Annotated in this window: 12 protein-coding genes and 2 tRNA genes; 2 read left to right on the top strand and 12 right to left on the bottom strand. The window is 43.1% G+C overall.

The genetic code is table 11. The features are described from left to right. The 7 genes from NFR61_RS04815 to tsaD form a co-directional block, all read right to left on the bottom strand. A partial coding sequence (locus NFR61_RS04815; RefSeq protein WP_251621140.1) for a hypothetical protein occupies positions 1–188 on the bottom strand: 188 nt, incomplete at its 3' end. A gap of 274 nt (positions 189–462) precedes the next feature. Beyond that, complete coding sequence (locus NFR61_RS04810; protein ID WP_251621138.1) at positions 463–1,323, bottom strand: hypothetical protein; 861 nt, start codon at positions 1,321–1,323, stop codon at positions 463–465. An 81-nt stretch (positions 1,324–1,404) separates the two neighbouring features. Continuing rightward, on the bottom strand, positions 1,405–2,628 hold the full coding sequence (locus NFR61_RS04805) for a site-specific integrase (protein WP_251621130.1): 1,224 nt from the start codon (positions 2,626–2,628) through the stop codon (positions 1,405–1,407). Between the two features lie 264 nt (positions 2,629–2,892). Continuing rightward, positions 2,893–2,965: transfer RNA gene (locus NFR61_RS04800), tRNA-Gly, on the bottom strand. Between the two features lie 7 nt (positions 2,966–2,972). After that, positions 2,973–3,058, bottom strand: a tRNA-Tyr gene (locus NFR61_RS04795). 99 nt (positions 3,059–3,157) lie between these two features. Then, positions 3,158–4,087 carry an NAD(P)-dependent oxidoreductase gene (locus NFR61_RS04790; protein ID WP_251621128.1) on the bottom strand — a complete coding sequence of 310 codons (930 nt, stop codon included), beginning with the start codon at positions 4,085–4,087 and terminating at the stop codon, positions 3,158–3,160. 10 nt (positions 4,088–4,097) lie between these two features. Further along, complete coding sequence (gene tsaD / locus NFR61_RS04785) at positions 4,098–5,117, bottom strand: tRNA (adenosine(37)-N6)-threonylcarbamoyltransferase complex transferase subunit TsaD (protein WP_251621126.1); 1,020 nt, start codon at positions 5,115–5,117, stop codon at positions 4,098–4,100. A gap of 211 nt (positions 5,118–5,328) precedes the next feature. On the opposite strand from tsaD, the gene NFR61_RS04780 reads away from it, so the two are divergent. After that, the gene (locus NFR61_RS04780) at positions 5,329–9,690 is read left to right on the top strand and encodes a translocation/assembly module TamB domain-containing protein (RefSeq protein ID WP_251621124.1); all 4,362 of its coding nucleotides are present in this window, start codon (positions 5,329–5,331) and stop codon (positions 9,688–9,690) included. Between the two features lies 1 nt (position 9,691). Here the strand turns inward: NFR61_RS04780 and NFR61_RS04775 are convergent, their stop codons facing one another. The 3 genes from NFR61_RS04775 to NFR61_RS04765 all read right to left on the bottom strand — a co-directional run bounded on the left by NFR61_RS04775 (position 9,692) and on the right by NFR61_RS04765 (position 15,788). Then, the gene (locus NFR61_RS04775; protein ID WP_251621123.1) at positions 9,692–11,356 is read right to left on the bottom strand and encodes a nucleoside kinase; all 1,665 of its coding nucleotides are present in this window, start codon (positions 11,354–11,356) and stop codon (positions 9,692–9,694) included. 15 nt (positions 11,357–11,371) lie between these two features. Beyond that, positions 11,372–12,310 carry a lytic transglycosylase domain-containing protein gene (locus NFR61_RS04770; protein WP_251621122.1) on the bottom strand — a complete coding sequence of 313 codons (939 nt, stop codon included), beginning with the start codon at positions 12,308–12,310 and terminating at the stop codon, positions 11,372–11,374. 571 nt (positions 12,311–12,881) lie between these two features. Then, the gene (locus tag NFR61_RS04765) at positions 12,882–15,788 is read right to left on the bottom strand and encodes a glycine-rich protein (protein ID WP_251621121.1); all 2,907 of its coding nucleotides are present in this window, start codon (positions 15,786–15,788) and stop codon (positions 12,882–12,884) included. Between the two features lie 513 nt (positions 15,789–16,301). On the opposite strand from NFR61_RS04765, the gene NFR61_RS04760 reads away from it, so the two are divergent. After that, entirely contained in the window at positions 16,302–16,751 is a 450-nt protein-coding gene (locus NFR61_RS04760; RefSeq protein ID WP_251621120.1) for a GatB/YqeY domain-containing protein, read from the top strand. Positions 16,752–16,768: 17 nt separating this feature from the next. Here the strand turns inward: NFR61_RS04760 and NFR61_RS04755 are convergent, their stop codons facing one another. Together NFR61_RS04755 and NFR61_RS04750 are read right to left on the bottom strand one after the other, a co-directional pair. Further along, positions 16,769–18,118 carry a deoxyguanosinetriphosphate triphosphohydrolase gene (locus tag NFR61_RS04755; RefSeq protein ID WP_251621118.1) on the bottom strand — a complete coding sequence of 450 codons (1,350 nt, stop codon included), beginning with the start codon at positions 18,116–18,118 and terminating at the stop codon, positions 16,769–16,771. A gap of 141 nt (positions 18,119–18,259) precedes the next feature. After that, positions 18,260–19,567 carry an acetyl-CoA hydrolase/transferase family protein gene (locus NFR61_RS04750; RefSeq protein WP_251621116.1) on the bottom strand — a complete coding sequence of 436 codons (1,308 nt, stop codon included), beginning with the start codon at positions 19,565–19,567 and terminating at the stop codon, positions 18,260–18,262. Positions 19,568–19,665 lie beyond the last annotated feature (98 nt).

Here is a 19,665-nt window from a genome sequence, read left to right as displayed (position 1 = left end):
GCGAGTTTGTATTTTACAATCTCGTTACTTCCTGCCAACTGGAAAGACTGTACGCCTTTCTCCGGCTGGATTAATTTAGCTTTCTCTATCGGCGTTTCTGCCAGTTGGGCTATATGTTCTTTTAGCCCCTTGATGATACTCTCTTGGGAGAGAATATCCATCGGCTTGCTTGCAGGCTTGGATTTCAAACGTGCAAGTTTGTTTTCTGCATTGATTAATTTTTTTCTAATTCTTTCATGCTTAGCATGTTGTTCAATTCATTAGTAATTTTTTTCATATACTAATTTTATTAATTAACTCTTATTTCAGTTAAGAGCTTACTGACAATCCACTTTACTTAGGATTGCGTTACAAAAATCAAATAAATAAATGGGGGGTATATGTAACAAAAAACATGACAGGAGTTGTTCCCATTACAGAGTATGGGAATTGTAGAGGAGCAAATATTGGGGTATGGTATGATTAATAATAAAGGCTTACACTGTCAGGCTCATAATCCTTGTACCGTTTCCATATAGCTTTAAAATAGTCGTTTGAATATAGGATGTTCTCATTGGAAACAATGCCGGTGAAGTACCAAAAATGGGCAATAAGTTCTTTCTGCTTTTCAGATACCTTTGCCCCTTGCCTTTTACCCATTGGGAGTATCTTGAAAAAATCAATAAACATTTTTGCAGAAACAAAAGCCCAAATACCATTGGATGTTGTTTGTGTTTCTTCTGTTACTGGGCAGGCATGGAGTTCACGGCAGTTGTAGTTCGCTTTATAATTATCCCATAATTGAGCTAATAATTCTATGGCAAGTTGATTGTCAATAACATATTGTTTCTTATTTGCATAAAGTACAAGCCGCTGTTTTGTTTCAGAATCTGACCTGACAGCCTCGCTGAAAGAGGTAAGTTGTTCCATACAGCTTGGGGTTACTTTTATACCATTCATACATTCTCCCCAAGTATAATCATATATAAATCTTAATAGATGCCAAAATTTTTCAGAATCCAAGTTGATTTTCTTGTCCCTAAGTAATTCTTGCATTTCTTTATTCTTTTGATAGGCTGCATAGGTAAATGAGCCTTTCAAAGAGAGGCTTTGTTTGTATTGTTTAAAAGTCTTGCCTTCAGGAATGATAAGATTCTTATACTTATCACGAAATTCTTCTTCTTCCATTTCACTATGATTATAGTGTTTTAGGTACACTTCCGGAATATCGGAGGGATATTGTATCGCTTCTCCGGTTTCTTCATCTATTTCAAATGAATTTAAATATTTAAAACAATACAGTTTTACGTACTCTAAACATTCATCATCTATCTCTAATATCATGATATTAAATTTAAAGAGACAATAAAGGTAAAAAAAATCCCCCCTCACTCCAATTTTAAGGAAGTGAGAGGGGAATAAACATTAATTAGTTGTTTGTTCTAACTGTGTGGATAATTTTAGCATATGATTACTTACGTTTTTATTAATGACTTGGGCGTATGATTTTTGTGTAATACTGATGTTGGCGTGACCAAGTAATTTGCTTACTATCTCAATAGGAACATCATTATAAAGTAAAATGGTTGAAGCAAATGTTTTGCGTGCCGTATGGTGTGTTAGATGTTTTTTTATACCAACAATATCGGCTATCTCTTTTAGATAACTGTTCATCTTCTGATTACTCATTGTTGGTAAAATATACTCTTGTTCGTTTGACAAACGGTATTTTTCAATAATTCGTTTAGCTTGTGGCAGTAATGGTATATTGATTTCTCGTTGTGTCTTTTGGCGTATCATCTTAATCCAATCCTGACCGTCAAATCCTTTTATAATATGTTCAGGCTTTAGATTGAATGCTTCATTGTAGGCAAGTCCTGTATAAACGGAAAACATATAATAGTCACGTACTTTTTCAAGTCTCTGTTGTGCAAATTCATAGTTTTCAAGGTGTTTTACTTCCTCTTCTGTCAGGAATACCAATTGTTTTACTTCCTTTAGCGGTTTATAACCTTTAAAGGGATGTTCTGCAATGTACTTGTATTTTACAGCCAGTAATACTATTTGATTTACACGTTGCACAATTTTATTGACTGTAATAGGTTTGTGTTTTTTGTGAATCAATAGATATTCTTGGAAGTCTTGGATAAATTTAAAGTCTAATCTTTTAAATGGAATATCCTGTGCATTGTAGTTGTGTTTGATGTAATCTTGTGTATGTTGGCACACTTCTTTAAATTTCCTGAATGTTCGTATGGTGTATTCACTGCCTACAAGTTTTTCCATTTTGCTAAGTCGTTCTTTGAATAGTTTTAGTAAGGTGGGTGAATTGTCTGCATACTGTCCTGTAAAAATTAGGTAGATGTCGTTTAATGTATAGTTGTCTTGAGATTCAATGATTAGTTTTGTTTCTGCATTGAATAATTTACTGCGTATTTGCTCTAAATGTGTATTGATTGATTCTGATTCAGAGGTTTTCCCTTTTGCTTTCTGTTTGGTTTTATCCCAATCTTTGGGGAGAACATATAAGCCTGTTGAGAATTGTTTTATGTTTTTGGCAATAGCAATTCTACAATAGATAGGTGCTTCTCCTTTATTAGTCAATTTAGAGTTCATAGAATAAAAGGATACTTGCAATTTTTTAATCATTTTTAGTATAGTGTAATTCGCTGATAGCTAATAGAAAAGTGCCAAATTTGCAAGAAATAATTATGTTAATCAATTTCTTGCAGTGCTACCACTTGAAATAAGCTAAAATACCCTCTATTTTGTCCTTTTTACTACTGTATTACAAACAACAAAATACATCTATTAGAAAGATGGTAAAATTATATATATCTAATATTCAGATTGTTGTAGTAAGTAAAGGACAAACAAAAAAGGCAGTTGCTTTTGTAACTGCCTTTTTCGGAGAGCGGAAAACGGGACTCAAACCCGCGACCCCCAGCTTGGAAGGCTAGTGCTCTATCGACTGAGCTATTTCCGCATAAGTTTGGTGGGGAGAGCAGGATTCGAACCTACGAAGACATAAGTCAGCAGAGTTACAGTCTGCCCCAGTTGGCCGCTTTGGTATCTCCCCAATGTTAAAAAGAACTCTTGTTTTTTAACGGGGACAAATATAGAGCATATTCTCTAATCCACCAAAAAAATAGAATAATTTTTTTATTTTTTTGTGGTACTAATTGACGATGTTCGTCGGGTGTCCTGCGAGGAAGTTACGGATGTTTTGTAGGGCTTCCGCTCCGGTGGCTATCCGGCAGTCGATGGTTGCCGTTCCTACATGCGGAAGGAGGATGACGTTATCAAGGTGATAAAGTGTTTCTGTGATATGCGGTTCCTGTTCAAATACATCCAGTGCGGCTCCTTTGATTTGTTGCTGCTGCAAGCATTCGGCTAAAGCTGCCTCGTCGATTACTCCGCCTCGGGCGGTGTTGATTAAAAAGGCGGAAGGTTTCATGAGGGTTAATTCTTTTCTGCCGATGAGGTGCCTGGAGTCTTCGTTCAGGGGTGTGTGTATGGAAATGAAATCCGATTCCTGCAACAATGTGTTCAATTCTACCCGCCGATAGCCGGGGACTTCCGTATGGCGATTGTAATATATGATATTCATTCCGAAGGCGCTTGCTTTTTGTGCCACGTTTTGTCCGATGCGTCCCATGCCGATGATGCCGAGTGTTTTGCCTTCCAATCCGGTACCTAAGTTTTTCATGGCACCCCACAGGCTTTCTTTTTCTAGCCGGACGCGGCGGTCAAGTTCCGCAATTTTGCGGGCGGCGCCGAGCAGTAGTGCCATACATAGTTCTGCGGTGGGATTGCAGACGGATTGGGGAGTGTTGCATACGGAGATTCCCTTTTCCCGGGCATATCGAATATCCACGTTGTTGTAGCCTACGCCATAGTTACTGATCAATTGTAATCTTTTTCCGGCATCGATGATGTCCTTATCAATGGGACGACAGAAAATGCTTAGTAAAATATCGTAGTCGGGAAGAAGCCGTATGATTTCTTCTTTGCTCATTTCGTCGCCTTGCGGAAAGGTGACATCCCAGTTTTCGGGGAGGTGGGCGAAAGGTTCGCGCGGGATGTTGTAAGTGACCAGTATTTTCATGTTTTGTTGTTTAATCTAAACTTGTGCGGGCAAATGGAACGGCGTCCAGTTGGATAAATTGTCCGGCAAGATATTTGTAATAACCGGAGACGGCGACCATGCCGGCGTTGTCAAGCGAAAAGCCCAATCGGGGGATGAAAACTTCCCAACCGGCTTTTTCGGCTTCTTGGTGTACGGCGTGTTGTAGTCCGGAGTTGGCGGAAACGCCCCCGCCGATGGCGATTTGTTTTATGCCGGTCTGTTTGGCTGCTTTTTTCAATTTGGACATGAGGATGTCAATGATTGTTTTTTGCAGGGAGGCGCATAAATCCGGCAGGTTTTGTGTTATAAATTCGGGATTTTTTTTCAGTTCATCCCGGATAAAGTACAGGAAGGAGGTTTTTAAACCGCTGAAGCTATAATCCAGCCCGGGTATTTGAGGCTTGTTGAAGCTGAAGCGGTCGGGGTTGCCTGTTTGTGCCAGTTTGTCGATAACAGGGCCTCCCGGGTAGCCCAGTCCCATGACTTTGGCACATTTGTCGAAAGCTTCACCGGCGGCATCGTCAATGGTTTGCCCTATCATTTCCATCTTCAGATAGTCGTGTACGACGATTAGCTGGGAATTACCGCCGGAGACCAGCAAGGTTAAGAATGGAAAAGAGGGATGCCGGCTTTCTACGCCGGGTTCTTTGATGAAATTGGCCAGGATGTGGGCTTGCAGGTGATTGACTTCAATCATCGGAAGTTGCCGTGCGATGGCAAAACCTTTGGCAAAAGAGGTACCGACTAACAGAGAACCCAGCAGACCGGGACCGCGGGTGAAAGCGACGGCATCGATTTCTTCCGGGGAGACGTTTGCTTTTTTCAAAGCCTGGTCTACGACCGGGATAATGTTTTGCTGGTGTGCTCTGGAAGCAAGCTCCGGAACGACGCCCCCGTAGGCTTCGTGGACTTTTTGGCTGGCAATGATGTTGCTTAGTATGACTCCGTCTTTGAGGATGGCTGCCGAGGTGTCGTCACAAGAGGATTCGATTCCGAGAATGATGGTCATAATTTTTTGGTTTTGAATGTCGAAAGAGGGTAATCTTTAACTCTCAATCTCTTTCAAATATGGTGCAATATTAATATTTTTGTGAGCAAACTAAAACTGTGCGGATATAAAAAAGTTTTTTCGGATATTATCTTTTTGGCTGGCGGGGACGTTGGGTATCCTTCTTTTGGTGTATGCCTTGTTGCATACTTCTGTCGTACAGACTTATCTAGTGAAGTATTTTACCGCGCAACTTGAATACAGGACGGGTGTGAAGATTCGTGTCGGAGGTGTGGATTTTCGTCCGATGAGTTCTTTGTTGCTGAAAGACATGTTATTGACGGATTACCGCAATGATACGTTGTTATATTGTGACCGGGTGGAGGTGAAGGTGGAATCGTTTAATTTGGCTTCCCGGAGTTTTACGGTAAAGGAGCTTGTTTTAAGACAGGCTTATTTTAATTTGTGGATAGAACGGGGAGAGGAGCGGGCTATTATGAATCTGGATGTGTTTTTGGATGCTTTGCAGGAAGGGAAAGGAGAAACGCCGGCTTTGGGAAATAACTCGCCGGAGTGGATTGTGGATGTGGAGCGTATAAAGATACGGGATTCCCGCTTTGTTTATAAAGAGGAGCAGTATGTGCCGTTGGAGTATGGGATAAACTGGACGGATGTTGCGTGTTCTCATGTGAATGCCGATATTACGGAATTGGATTTTTCGGAGGATAAATTGCGGGCGAAAGTGACGGGATTGGGATTGACGGAGAAGTCCGGTTTTGTCCTGAAGGAATTAAATGCCCGCATGGAGATTGCTGATTCTACCCTGTTGATTACCGAAGGGGAGATTATGACGGAGAGAAGCCGTTTGGTGCTGGAGCGACTGGCTTATAACTGGGTGCCCGGGCGTCGGGACTGGAAGTATTTTACAACTCGGATGCAGCAATATTATAAATTGGGCTTTTCTTCGGTGAGCTTTATAGATTTGGCCTATTTTAATGAGAAATTGCGCGGAATAGAGAATACGGTGAGTTGTACGGGTGTGGTTACGAATACCGTTAATCGTTTGGAGGGGCGGGATTTGTGTATAGCTTTCGGGGAGAGTAGCGTGGTGTATGGGATGTTTAAATCTCATGGTTTGCCGGACTTTTGGCATACGGTGTTTGAAATAGATTTCCGGAAAGCTTCATTGACTCCGAAAGATTTGGAAACTATTTATCTGCCGTGGTTAGGACATGCGATTTCCGTGCCGGAGCCGTTGCATCATTTTAAAGAGTTTGAGGTTGAAGGGAAGTTGAAGGGAACGGTAGAAGATTTTATTTTAAATGTGAAGAGTAATACGCCGGGAATGCGGGGGGATGTGGAATTGGTTTACTCTCCTTGCGAAAAAATGGAGAATGGTGATTGTTCCCTGTTGGCGGGGAATTTTAGTTTTCCGGTGGTGAATTTCGGGAGATTGAGCGGGCTTTCGCTGTTCGGCCTGGGGGCGATGTCGGGTAATTATAGCGGGCGAAGCGATTCCGCCGGTATGAAAATGAATGTGAAGAGCGATATTCATCATGTAAACGTCAATAAAGGGAAATGTGAGGGGATAGATGTGTTTTTGACGTATGAAGATGAGCAACTGAATCTGATGTCTTCTGTCCGGAATGAGGGGGTGGATATAGGGGTGATTTTGAGTTGTGATACCCGAGACAGTGTTTCTTTTTTAAGTTCCAAAGGACATTTTTTTGTAGATAGCCTGAACCGTTTCGGTTGGTCGCTTACGGGGCAGGAAGAGCGGTTTCGTACATTGTTTGATTTGGTATATGCCCGAAAATCGGAGCAGGAGAATTTTTCTCATTTGAATCTGACAGATTTATTTTATGCAACACTGTCAGACAGTTTTGCCATAGAACGAGTGAGTTTTGAAAACCGGGGGGTATCCGATTATTATGTAACCAACCTGTTGTCGGACGTCATGGATATGCAGATAGAGGGGCATTATGCTTCTATTCGGCCGCTTGATTTCACGCTGGATTTGTTGAAGGAATATTTGCCGGCTTATGCTTCGGAACGGACAAGGAGTGGGAGGCAACAGGAGGAGGAAATGGATTTCCGGTATACGATTGATACAAAAGATTTGAACCGGGTGTTGCGGGTATTATATCCGGACGTATACGTCGCGGATGGGACGCGGATTTATTCGGATTTTGACAAGGACCGGAATGAAATTTATTTGTCGGTCACTTCGGATAGTTTGCATTACGGCATGTTTGGTTTGCGGAATACCAAAATGGAGTTAAAAGGAGGGGAAGGTGAATTGGCGATGGTGTGGAAGTCCGACCAATTGAGTTATACGAATTGGAGCCGGATTTACAACATGAGGAATGAATGTTTGCTGAGCAATAATAAAATCCGCACTAAATTGCAATGGTGCAACTGGCAGGCACAGACGTATAGCGGTGAGCTGGCCGCCGATGTGGAACTGAAGGCGGTATCGAGAGACTTGTACAGAGCGGAGGCGAAAATTCATCCGGGGGTGATTGTCATTTCGGACAGTATCTGGAATGTGGCGGCTTCCGAAATAGTTTGGGAGGGAAAAGAGTTTGTGATAGATAATTTTCTTTTAAAAAGTGGGGAACAGTATTTTTCCGTGAACGGGCGAATTTCCGAAAAACCGTCGGATAGCTTAACTATACGGTTGAATGAGTTTAATCTGGCGGAGTTAAATCGGCTTGTATTGGAGAGCGGCGTGAATCTGTTTGGGGTGATAGACGGGCAGGTGGTTATGCAGGATTATTACAAGGATAAACTTTTGTATTCTGATATAGCTGTCCGGGATTGGGGGTTCAACCGGGATACGCTGGGAAGCTTGGAATTGATGTCATTTTGGGATGCGGACAGCAGCCGGATGGTTATCCGGGCGGAAAACAGGGTGAAAGACGAGGTGCCGATGAGGATAGCGGGTATTTATGAGCCGGTATCGGATAGTATAGATGTAAGACTTGTATTGGATAAATTGGGATTGGAGCGTGTCGGAAAATATGCGAATGAATATTTCAAGTATAGCAAGGGAAATCTGAACGGGGACATGCGTATTACGGGGACTGTTGCCGTACCTGAGATAACCGGACATCTGTATTTCGATTCATTGTCTTTGTTCAGCCGGGATTTTAATACGAGTTTTACCGTGAACGACAGTATTTATGTAGAGCATAATCGTGTTTATCTGAAAGATTTTGTCATTTGGGATGCCGAAAATAATCGGGCGGAGTGTTCCGGTTATTATTTATTAACGGATAAAAGTTATGATTTGAATGTTTCGTTCCGGAATTTTTTGCTGATGAATACCGGATATGAGAACAGTGAAGTATTGTACGGACGTATTTACAGTAGCGGGTATGCGCGAGTGCAGGGAAAAAACGGGGTTATGGAGGTAATGGCGAATGCCCGTCCGGAAGGAAATTCGGAATTATACATACCGTTGGCTTCCGCCGTGTCGGAAGAGGACGGTGCGTTCTTGCATTTTGTAAACCGGAATCAACCGGAAGATTCCCGCAGGAAAGTGCCTGCAACCAAGAGCAGTATATTGTTGAACGCCAATCTGGAGTTGAATGATAATCTGAAAGTGCAAATCGTATTTGACCCGACAATCGGGGATGTTTTGAAGACAACGGGTGAGGGGAATATCAAAATAGACCTGGACCAGGACGGCGAGATTAATATGCTGGGGGAATACCGTATTACGAAAGGAAGTTATTTATTTACGCTGGGAGGTGTTTTTAATAAGAACTTTCAGTTGCGTCAGGGGGGGAGTATCAAATGGAACGGTTCTCCGTATGATGCCACAATAGATATTAATGCGGTATACAATCTGAAAACTTCTTTGAACGAATTGCTCGCCAGTACGAACTCACTGATGGACCGTTCGACAAAAGTGCCGGTAGAGTGTATCTTGAATCTGAGTGACAACATTACAAATCCGCTGGTAAAGTTCGATATTAATTTCCCTTCATTGGACAGCCAGACAAAGAGTTTCATTCAGAGTCTTTTTTCCAGTCAGGATGAAATCAATAAGCAGATTTTCTCATTGTTGATGTTGAATAAGTTTTATAAGCCGGATTATATGAACAGTACGGATTTGGAGGAAAGAAACATGGGCTATCAGGCGGGAGTAACCACGGCAACGGAAATGGTATCGCGGCAATTGTCCAGATGGCTGTCGAAAATCAGTAATAATTTTGATATTGATTTCTCTTATCGTCCGGGTGACAATATTACTTCCGATGAGATAGAATTGGCGTTGTCTACGCAATTGCTGAATGATCGGGTCACACTGACCGCTAACGGCAACATGGATGTCGGCAATACAAAGGGTGTGGGGACTAATTCGGGGAATAGTAACAATATTGCCGGCGATTTTGACGTAGACGTGAAACTGAATAAGCAGGGTACATTGAAATTAAAGGCTTATTCTCATACGGACGAGAAGATTATATACAAGAATAACACTGAGACAATTCAAGGTGTCGGTATTTCCTACCAGGAAACCTTTGATACATTTAAGGAGTTGGTTAATAAATATTTCGGCTTTTTGAAAAGACGAAAACAGTAATTTAATATTTAAAACTGCTTCCTCCTAAAAACTCCCTCAGAATAGACGTATTAGGTATATCTTTGGAAGAAATAGCTTTGATGTACGAAAGGAATTTCAGCAACCGCAATGCTTTGGAATGTTCCGGATATTGCTCCATGACTTCTCTTAAAAGCGGTTCCGCCTGTGCTTTAAGTGCGCCTAATTCATAAATCAGGGCGGAATTGAACATGATATCGGCTTCTTCCTGGTAGGGAACGATGTGTTCCTCTTCGCCTTTCAGGACACTTTCCCACCGTTTCAGCGTTTCCAGGGCGGAATAATTCCGGTATTTGTAATCTCTCACCATACGACGCAGTAACCGGTTGTCCGCCGGTTTGATGATATTGTGGTTGTCTATCGAAATCGAAGTGAGGGCGGAAACAAATATCTTAAACAGGTTTTCTGCCGGCAGCAGTTGGGTAAGCTGGGGATTCAATCCGTGAATACCTTCAATGACAAGCACATGTTCCCGGTCGATTTTTACTTTCTCCCCGTCATAGTAGCGTAATCCGGTGTCAAAAGAAAATTTGGGGATTTCAACCTCTTCTCCTTTCAGCAGTCGGAGTATATTGTCCGTAAATGTGCGTATGTCGAGGGCATTTATGGATTCAAAATCGTATTCTCCGTTCTCATCGCGGGGGGTATCTTCCCGATTGACAAAATAATTATCCAAAGAGAGGGTGACGGGTTTCAAACCGTTTACCATTAACTGTGTACCCAGCCGTTTGCTGAATGTGGTCTTGCCGGAAGAAGACGGACCGGCAATCAGGATGACTTTTATCTTTTCTCTGCGGGCATGGATGGTGTCGGCAATAAAAGAGATTTTCTTTTCATGCAGCGCTTCGCTGATTCTGATAATATCCCCGGAATATTTGTTATCAACAATGTTGTTTAACGTGCCGATGTCATTGACTTTTAAAATCTTGCCCCAGCGTTTGTGTTCGTCGAATATTTGCAGCAATTTATCCTGTCGGACAAAAGGACGCACTTGTGCCGGATTTTTACGGTCGGGCAGGCATAGCAGCATACCGTCATGGTATGGTTGTAAATCGAATGTTTTCAGGCAACCGGTAGAAGGAGCGAGGGTTCCGTAAAAATAGGCAGGGGTATCCTCGATATAATATACGGATGTATACAGCCGCCCGCGGGTTTCCAGCAATTCGCTTTTGTCTTTCAGTCCCGATTCTTGAAAGAGTGAAATAGCCTTTGCCGTCGGCAGTTCTTTTCGTATAATCGGGCAATCCCGGGCGATGATTTCCCGCATAGCCTGTCGGATATTGTCAATCGTTGATGCAGAGGAAGCCTCCGTTTGGTCTGCGATGCGGCAAAAAATGCCGTTGGATATATAATACTCCGCCACGAAAGTTTTGTGCGGAAACAACCGGTTAATAGCTTTATAAAGCACGAAAAGCAACGAACGGGTGTAAATGCTGTAACCGTCGAGACTCGTGACATCAATAAAATTTACCTGTTTGGGCATCAGGATGATATATTGCAAATCCTGTACTTCATTATTCACGAGAGCTCCCAATATATTTTGGTGATTTTGAGGAAAAATGACCTTTTTAGCGTCATACAGCGTGCTGCCCACTTCAATCTGATAACTTTTTCCTGTATTTTCACAAAAGATTTCTACTTGTTTCATGGTATTCCTTTCTGTTTATCTGTAACGTTCGGTATGAACGGGAATAGCAACTTCGTAAGTCTTGTGTTTCGGGTTCAGTAAATCGGATTTACGGAGCCAGGGATTAAAACGTTTTAATGTTTTATAGGAAATATGATGTTTTTTGGCGAATTCCGTCCATTCATTTACCGGCCCGGAAACCTTTACCGTTTTTATCTCTTCGGTAGGGTAGGGTGTCACGTTCTCAAAATGATATAACTCCGGGTGACTCATAATCTGTTTGAGAGCCAATATCCGGAAAACGTACCGTTCCGTTTCCTCGCCTAAAAGCAGGTTGTAATAATCGGCCTCTTTTTGGATAGTCATTTGAGTTTGCAACATATTGCAGCCGGCATTATACGAAGCGGCAGCCAGTGTCCATGAGCCGAAGCGGTCATAGGCCTTTTGCAAATAGCGTGTAGCCGCTTCCGTTGATTTCCGGACATGATAGCGTTCATCGACCTCCCGGTTGATTTCCAGACCGTACTCCTTGCCGGTACCTTCCATAAATTGCCATAAACCGACTGCTTTTGCCGGAGAAACGGCGGAAGGATTCAGGGTACTTTCAATAACGGCGAGGTATTTGAAATCATCCGGAATACCTGCTTTTTTCAATATAGGTTCGATAATTGCAAACATGCGGGGGGCATTCTTTAGCAATTGGATGGTATGTGAATGCAGATAAGTATTGACAATCAATTCCTTTCGCAGAGCCTCCTGCACATCGGTGCGGTACAGGGGCACCTCCTCTCCGGCAAAACTCATACCGGTAGGTACGACCACATCGGTAGTCGTGGTTTCCGGCAGGGAAATAACCTCCTCTTGTTTGGCTTGAGCCTGGCAGGAAATTTTGGTACGGGAGAAAAATAAAAAAGCGGTCAGATTAAGAACGAATAAAACGAATAGTAGATAAAGAAGTGTTACAGGTTGCTTCATTTCCGAATTATTTATACCTCACCCAAAGATACGATAAAAATTGAGAAAATGAGCACGATATTGATAATTGCTACCATTTTTTAACCTCTTTGATTTTTCATCATGAAATCACATATCTTTTCGGCTAAAAATATCCCTTTTCAGAAAACCTATCATTTTCATGTTAAAAACCTATCGTTTTTGAGGTAAAAATGATAGGTTTTTAAAAATGGGTTTGGTCATTAAGCCGGATGTATCTGAATTTAACTATATGGAAAACTGGTAATATTTTTAATATCAGATACTTATTTGTTTTTTTACAGGCGTTAATTGAAAATGGATACTCCCTTTGAAAAAAAGAGGCTTTTTTTAGTACAAAAAGAGGCTCTTTTTGCATCAAAAACATACTCTTTTTTAGTAGAAAACATATCCTTTATTTTTTTGAGTAAAAAAATTGGCAAAAATAGAACAGTGGAAAAAGCATTTTTCCACTGTTCTATTTTTTGATTTTTCCACTTTTAGTACAACGGCGTAATCCGTACTTGGCCGTTTCTTGAGTACACTCCGTTTTTCCCGCCAACAATGGCTTAAATCAAGGAACAACCGGACTGATTCGTGCCTTTCCTTCTTCACTATTTATGCCATTGCTCATGGAGCAATTGGTGAAAATATAACCGGAATAATGGTTGGGGGAACCGGTATGGCTTCCGCTTGCATTCACCGCATTGCATCCCGACATGCCGGATACAAATCCCGAACCGCCACTACCTCCCGCATCACTACTCACTCCTGTACTTCCGTAAATTCGACCTCCGTAGTATCCACCGCCTCCGCCCCCATTCCCTTCACAACTTCCTGCACCGGGACAGGTGGAATTTCGTCCTTTTCGTCCCGTTCCGAATGAATAACCTGCTGTTTGCGTTGCTCCTGAAACAGTTGTACCATTATTAGCTCTTGCATCTCCTCCGTAAAGACCTCCTCCAGTACCACCACCTTGTCCAGCCTTATAAGATCCGTTTCCGGCATAGTGCTGTCCGCCACCGCCTCCCCCGGCTACCATGATTCGGGAACGCAAGCCGGTTGCATCACTCCAGCTGCTGTTTACCGTACGAATGTCAGTTGCTCCTCCACCTTGGCCACCGTTACCCCAACCTTTGTTACTTACTCCACCGCCACCTCCGCCGCCATAGGTTGTTGCAGTTGCGATTTTTCCCTTTTGGCCGACATGGATATAAAATGTTTCCCCACTATTTAGAGTTAATTCCCCTTTGGCATATCCTCCGTATCCGCCTGTATTATATCCTCCTCCGCCTCTTGCTCCCCAGCATTCCATTTTATATTGACCTGCCGCCAGAGTAATAGATTGCTGATATCCTGTGTAGGCAAATTCTCTTCTTATTTCCAGCTTCTTTGTCCACGACTGTCCCGGACATTTATCCGATGAAACCGTCACATCCGCCCAAAATACGGAATTGGAAGTCAAGCCGGACACCACGCCTTTGTCGGCTGCAATAGAAATTCCTGCGGGAGCATTATCCAGTTTCCAATGTGCCTGCGGCATGTTTCCCCAGGTTGAATTTACGGTAAAAGAGGGGTAAACATTGGTATACGTGTCCAATGAAATTGTCCACGGTTTGGGAGCGATGTACACATTGGTCACCGTTTCCGCCATGCCTACAGCACAAATGCCTGTCCGTTTAAATTGGTATGTCACAAAAGAGCTTCCGGTATTTACAAAATTATTGTACACCAATGACTCCCCGGTGGCATCGGGAATTATATCAAATTTCGCTTCTCCGGGCTTTTTTACATACCAATTGTATTGGAAACGCATATCGGGGAAATCCGGACAGGAAGGCAATTGTATATTGACAATATGCAATTCATTTCCGGGACAGGTTGTATCGCCCTGAATTTTTCCGCCTTTGATTTCGATTCCCGAAAGGTTATACACACCCCGGAAGCCCACCGTACTGTCACGCTGCGTAACGCTTGTAAAGTAGTTCATTGCCTCCGTCCGATCCGAAGTCCGCAACAATTCATCCGCACTATTAAAACCGCCGCCCCGTACACCGTAGTAGTGGGTAGAGGTATACCAAAGAGAGGAATTGTATACACCTGCACCACAGCTACCGCCGTCGAGGTTGGTATAATTCACATTCGCGCATAGTTCTTTTAAATTCCCGCTCATTTCCATGACTGCCCAATATGTCGCTCCTGCTTGTGTTTGGTTGGTAGCTGATGTTGCAAACAGTCCGCATCGCACGGGGCCATTGATGCTGTTACTTGTTCCGCTGTTTACGTTCTTCAAGTAACTCAATGCCTGCTCCCGCTGGTCGCCACGGTAGTTTAAGTCGCTTAATCCATTTAAGCGGTTAATACCGTTATTGGTATTCCACGCATACTCTCCTTCATCGGGCTCTTGGGGATAAAACCGCCGGCAGGCCTTTTCATACTCCAGTTCACTCATCGGACGTAAGCCGCTCCAACTGCAATAGGCAATCATATCTTCCACACTCATATAGTTGCAGGCCAATGTCTGCCCGTCATCTGCGGAAAACAAATCATTTGCCGAATTCAGATTATTACCGAATACGGCAGGCGTATTCGGTTGCCGCTGTTCGATAAACACAATACCGTTCCGGCAACTTGGTGTCTTTAAATCCCCGAAAACGTAATCTCCCCGTTGCATATTGGCAAAATCATTATTCTCAACTCTCGCCTTTTGCTGTGCCAACGTCAAAGAGTTCAAAAACTCCGCGTACTGCTCCTGGCTGGTTTCGTATTTCATGATATAGAAGCCTGCATACCCTTTTGGATAAGAAGCCGATAATGACACATTCGACATGCCGTTTTTGGCGGAAAGTGTCAAAGCACTTTCGGAATCAATCACTACGGCCTCCGTACCACCCACGGCAAAGCTCTTGTTGGAATAGGCATCGCCCAGGTAATACGAACCGTATGGAACATACACCATTTCGATGGCGTGAACGGCAACGTAGATTTCATTTAGCGCTTCGCCGAAGTCGCTTTTGCTTAACCCCGTACCCGCCAATGGCCATTTCGCTTGCAGCCGCACACTCACATTTCCTTCCGAAATGTTCTCGCGCATGATATACAGCCCGTTTACTTTGCCGGCGTTAGAGCCGACCATGTACGCGTATCCGCCGGCCTCATTGCCAGCCGCCGGGCTCAACACATGCCCCGATAGAGCTAAATACGCATGTTGCCACGGATTCTCCAACCCCCGCTTTTTAAATTTAAAGAATACCCATGCAGCATCCCAGTTGAAATCATCCCGCCAGGAATTGTCCCAGCGGAGATACACCTCAATAACCGCCGTATCGCCTGAAAAGCCGATAACACGCGTTTTACCGTCCATTCGGATGTTATTCCCTGAAACAGGCGGGGAAAAGACACTGAAAAGAACCATTACGGAAAGGAATACCCATGACCTCCGTAAATACCGCCATCCGGCATACCTGATAAATTTTTTCATATCAAGAAATTACTTAGCACCTTGAAAGTCCCCGGAAAGGTGGGTTAATGATAAAAAGAAAGCGTGGGAACTTTAGTTTATCTAAATAGAGGTACGGCCAAGCACCCACACCAAAATAAACAGTTACCCACGCTTGACCGAGTATATAATATGTATATACGGCAAGCATGAACGTTTACTGTGTTTATCCCTTGGTGTTGAAAATTGGCCGTTTTCTATTTAAGGATAAAACCAAACGCTTCAAAATAATATTTCAATTATGGCAGTTCTCTCTGCCACAACAGGACAAATATAAGGAAAAAGTTTAATATCACTTTTTGATTCTTTCACTTTTCGATTTCAATTGTCAGAACATTCGCTGGAGATTCATAGGGTTTAATGTGTATTCCAAACGACGCAGTTCCGTATCAACTCTATTCCCTGCGTATTTAATTTTATCCATGAGTTTTATTTTTGAGGAGAAAGTATTAATTTCGACGAATCAGTAAATGACTTATTATTAAAAAGAAAAATATGACAATCGAAGAACAAGTAAACCAAGGGATTAAAGAGTCTATGAAGGCTCATGACAAAGTTAGTTTGGAGGCTTATCGGAATATAAAGAAAGTGATTCTGGAAGCGAAAACCAAGCCCGGTGCAGGAGAAGGTATTGATGATGCCGAATGTCTGAAGATTATTCAGAAGTTGGCGAAGCAGAGTACGGAATCGGCAGCTATTTATAAAGAGCAGGGACGGATGGATTTGTATGAGGAGGAAAACGGGCAATTGCAGGTGTTGAATTCTTTTCTGCCGAAGCCTTTGACGGATGAGGAGCTGACTGCCGCATTAAAAGAGATTATCGCATCGGTAGGGGCCACTTCTGCCAAAGATATGGGAAAAGTCATGGGCGTGGCTACCAAACAGTTGTCCGGTAAAGCGGACGGTAAAGTGATTTCCGAGAAAGTAAAAAGTCTCTTGGCTTAAAAGAGGCAAAAATTTTCTTACTTAATCTCCGGCACTTCGATACCTTTGATTTTTCGGTAAAGGTTTAGTGCGTAGGAGTCGGTCATACCGGAAACATAGTCAATGACGGTTTGTATTTTGGTATACATGGAGTCCTCTTTGCTGACCTGATACTGTTCCGGCATAATGGATAGAATATTACGGGCGTAATACGTCTCCGGCTTTAAGATGGCGTCCGTATATTCTTTCAGAATAGTGCCTAAAATCTTAAAACCCGCAATTTGTATCTGCGTTACGATGTTTGTGTGGTAAATGCGTTCGTAGGCGAGGGCGGTGCATGCGTCGTAGGCTTTTCGGTTTGTGCCGCTTAATTTCTTGATAAGGGTGCTTTGAAATTCACCTTCCATGATAGCGTAGTAATTGTTGCAGAATATTTCCGCACACGCATTGATAAGTTTATTGATGATGCCTGCCCGAAGGAATGCGATTCTTTCATTTTTGTCCGTTACTACTTTAAAGGTACGGGCAATGACTTTTAAATCTTCTTTGTCTTCGTTTTTGTCATAGAAGTTTTCAAGGATGCTTGTCGTCTCATCGTAAGAGAGGATGCGCAGTTTATGCGAATCTTCTATGTCCATGATTTGGTAACAGATGTCGTCGGCGGCTTCTACTAAATAAACCAACGGGTGCCGGACGTATTGCAACGGGTTGGTACCGCACTGTTTGAGCTCCAATTCTTCCGCTACTTGTTTGTAAATCTCTTTTTCGCTTTGGAAGAAGCCGTATTTGTAACCTTTGGCGGAGGCTTTGGATTCAAAAGGGTATTTGACGATGGAAGCCAGGGTCGTGTAAGTCATGGTATAACCGCCCGGACGGCGCCCTTTGAAACTGTGGGTCAGCAGACGGAACGTGTTGGCATTTCCTTCAAAATGGCTTAAATCCATCCACTCTTCGTCTGAAAGAAGTTTTTTTAGATACAAGCCTTCACCTTCGCTGAAAAAGTAGGAAATGGCTTCTTCACCGGAATGTCCGAATGGTGGATTGCCTAAATCGTGAGCCAGACAGGCGGTACTGACAATTGTACCGATTTCTTCCGCCAATTCGGGGTTGTTCAGTTCAATATGGTTTTGTTTGAGAAATTGGCTGATTTTATTTCCTAAAGAACGGCCGACACTGGCAACTTCAAGGCTATGTGTAAGCCGGTTATGTACAAATATATTGCCGGGCAAGGGGAATACTTGTGTTTTATTCTGCAAGCGGCGAAAGGGAGAAGAAAAAATTAACCGGTCGTAATCCCGTTGAAATTGCGAGCGGTCGTGTGAATGAAATAGGGATGTGGTGGCTCCCGGATGATAACGTCGTGCAGATAAAAGTTTATTCCAATCCATGTTGAAAGGTAAGTTTATAGATTACATGATTTACTTTGTGCGAAAATACAACTAAAATGCCGAAAGTCAAAGTTTCGCCGGACGGAAGGAAATAAAAAACCTCTCCCGGTCGGGGAGAGGTCTGTATGAAAGTAATTCCGTTTATTTGGTTACGAAATGAAAGTGGCTTCCGAAGCGTTCAAAAGCGGCTTTGTCCAATTCTTCCTGATGGTCGGGATGTGCAATGGAAATTAAGGCTTTTGCACGGTCTTGCATGGTTTTCCCGTAAAGGTCTACCGCACCGAATTCCGTTACGACATAGTGAACATCGAAACGGGTAGTTACTACTCCGGCTCCGTTTAATAAGGTAGGACTGATTTTACTCATACCTTTGGCCGTTACAGAAGGCATGGCGATAATGGGTTTCCCGCCTTCGCTGGCAGCTGCTCCACGGATGAAATCCAATTGGCCTCCGCAGCCACTGTAGAATTTGCAGCCCAGTGAATCCGCATTTACCTGTCCTGTGATGTCGATGGACAGTGCAGAGTTGATGGCTGTCATTTTGGGTTGCTGTGCGATGATACACGGGTCATTGGTATAGCCTACGTCCATCATGGCAACAGCGGGGTTATCGTCGATGAAGTCATATACTTCTTTGGAACCCATTAAGAAGGTGGATACGATTTTCCCTTTGTCGTATTTTTTATTCAGGTTGTTGATAACACCTTTATAATACAGGGGAAGTACGCCGTCGGCGAACATTTCAGTGTGAATACCCAAATTTTTGTGGTTGCCCAATTGGGAAAGAACAGCGTTCGGAATGGCACCGATACCCATTTGCAGACAAGCTCCGTCTTCAATCAATGCGGCGCAATTCTGTCCGATTTTTATATCCTGTTCGGAAGGAGTGGTCGGTTTAGCTTCAATCAGCGGCGTATTGTCTTCGCAGAAAATATCAATATCCGACAGTTTGATGATGGCGTCACCGAAGGCTCTCGGAACATTCGGGTTGATAACGGCGATAACTGTTTTGGCATTTTCCACGGCAGCCAACGTGGCATCAACGGATGTACCCATAGATACATATCCGTGTTTGTCCGGAGGGCATACCTGTATCATGGCAACATCTACCGGCGTATAACCCATACGGATTAATTTTTGGGTTTCGCTCAAATGTACGGGAATATAATCCGCCCATCCGTCTTGGGTTGCTTTACGGACATTGTGTCCGACAAAGAAAGATTCCAGGGAGAAAATTCCCTCGAATTCCTGTTCCGCATACGGGGCGCAACCTTCTGTGTGAAGATGTTGAAGTTTAATATTTTTCAACTCGCCTGCACGGCCTCTGGCGCATAAAGCCTGAATTAATCCCTGTGGGGCGCATGCAACACTGTGTACGTGAATGCGGTCGCCCGATTTCACAACTTTTACAGCCTCTTCAAATGATACTGTCTTTATACTTTGATACATGATACTGGTATTTAGATTATGATTTTATATTACAAATCATGCGAAGGTAACGATTTAAAAATAAAAAGAGAAGAATCGGTGGTACTTTCTTGATGCGT

The organism is Odoribacter lunatus (genome assembly GCF_943193135.1).
Classification (GTDB): domain Bacteria; phylum Bacteroidota; class Bacteroidia; order Bacteroidales; family Marinifilaceae; genus Culturomica; species Culturomica lunata.
Note: the sequence above shows the minus strand (reverse complement) of the source record. Positions and strands in the feature narration are given on the sequence as shown.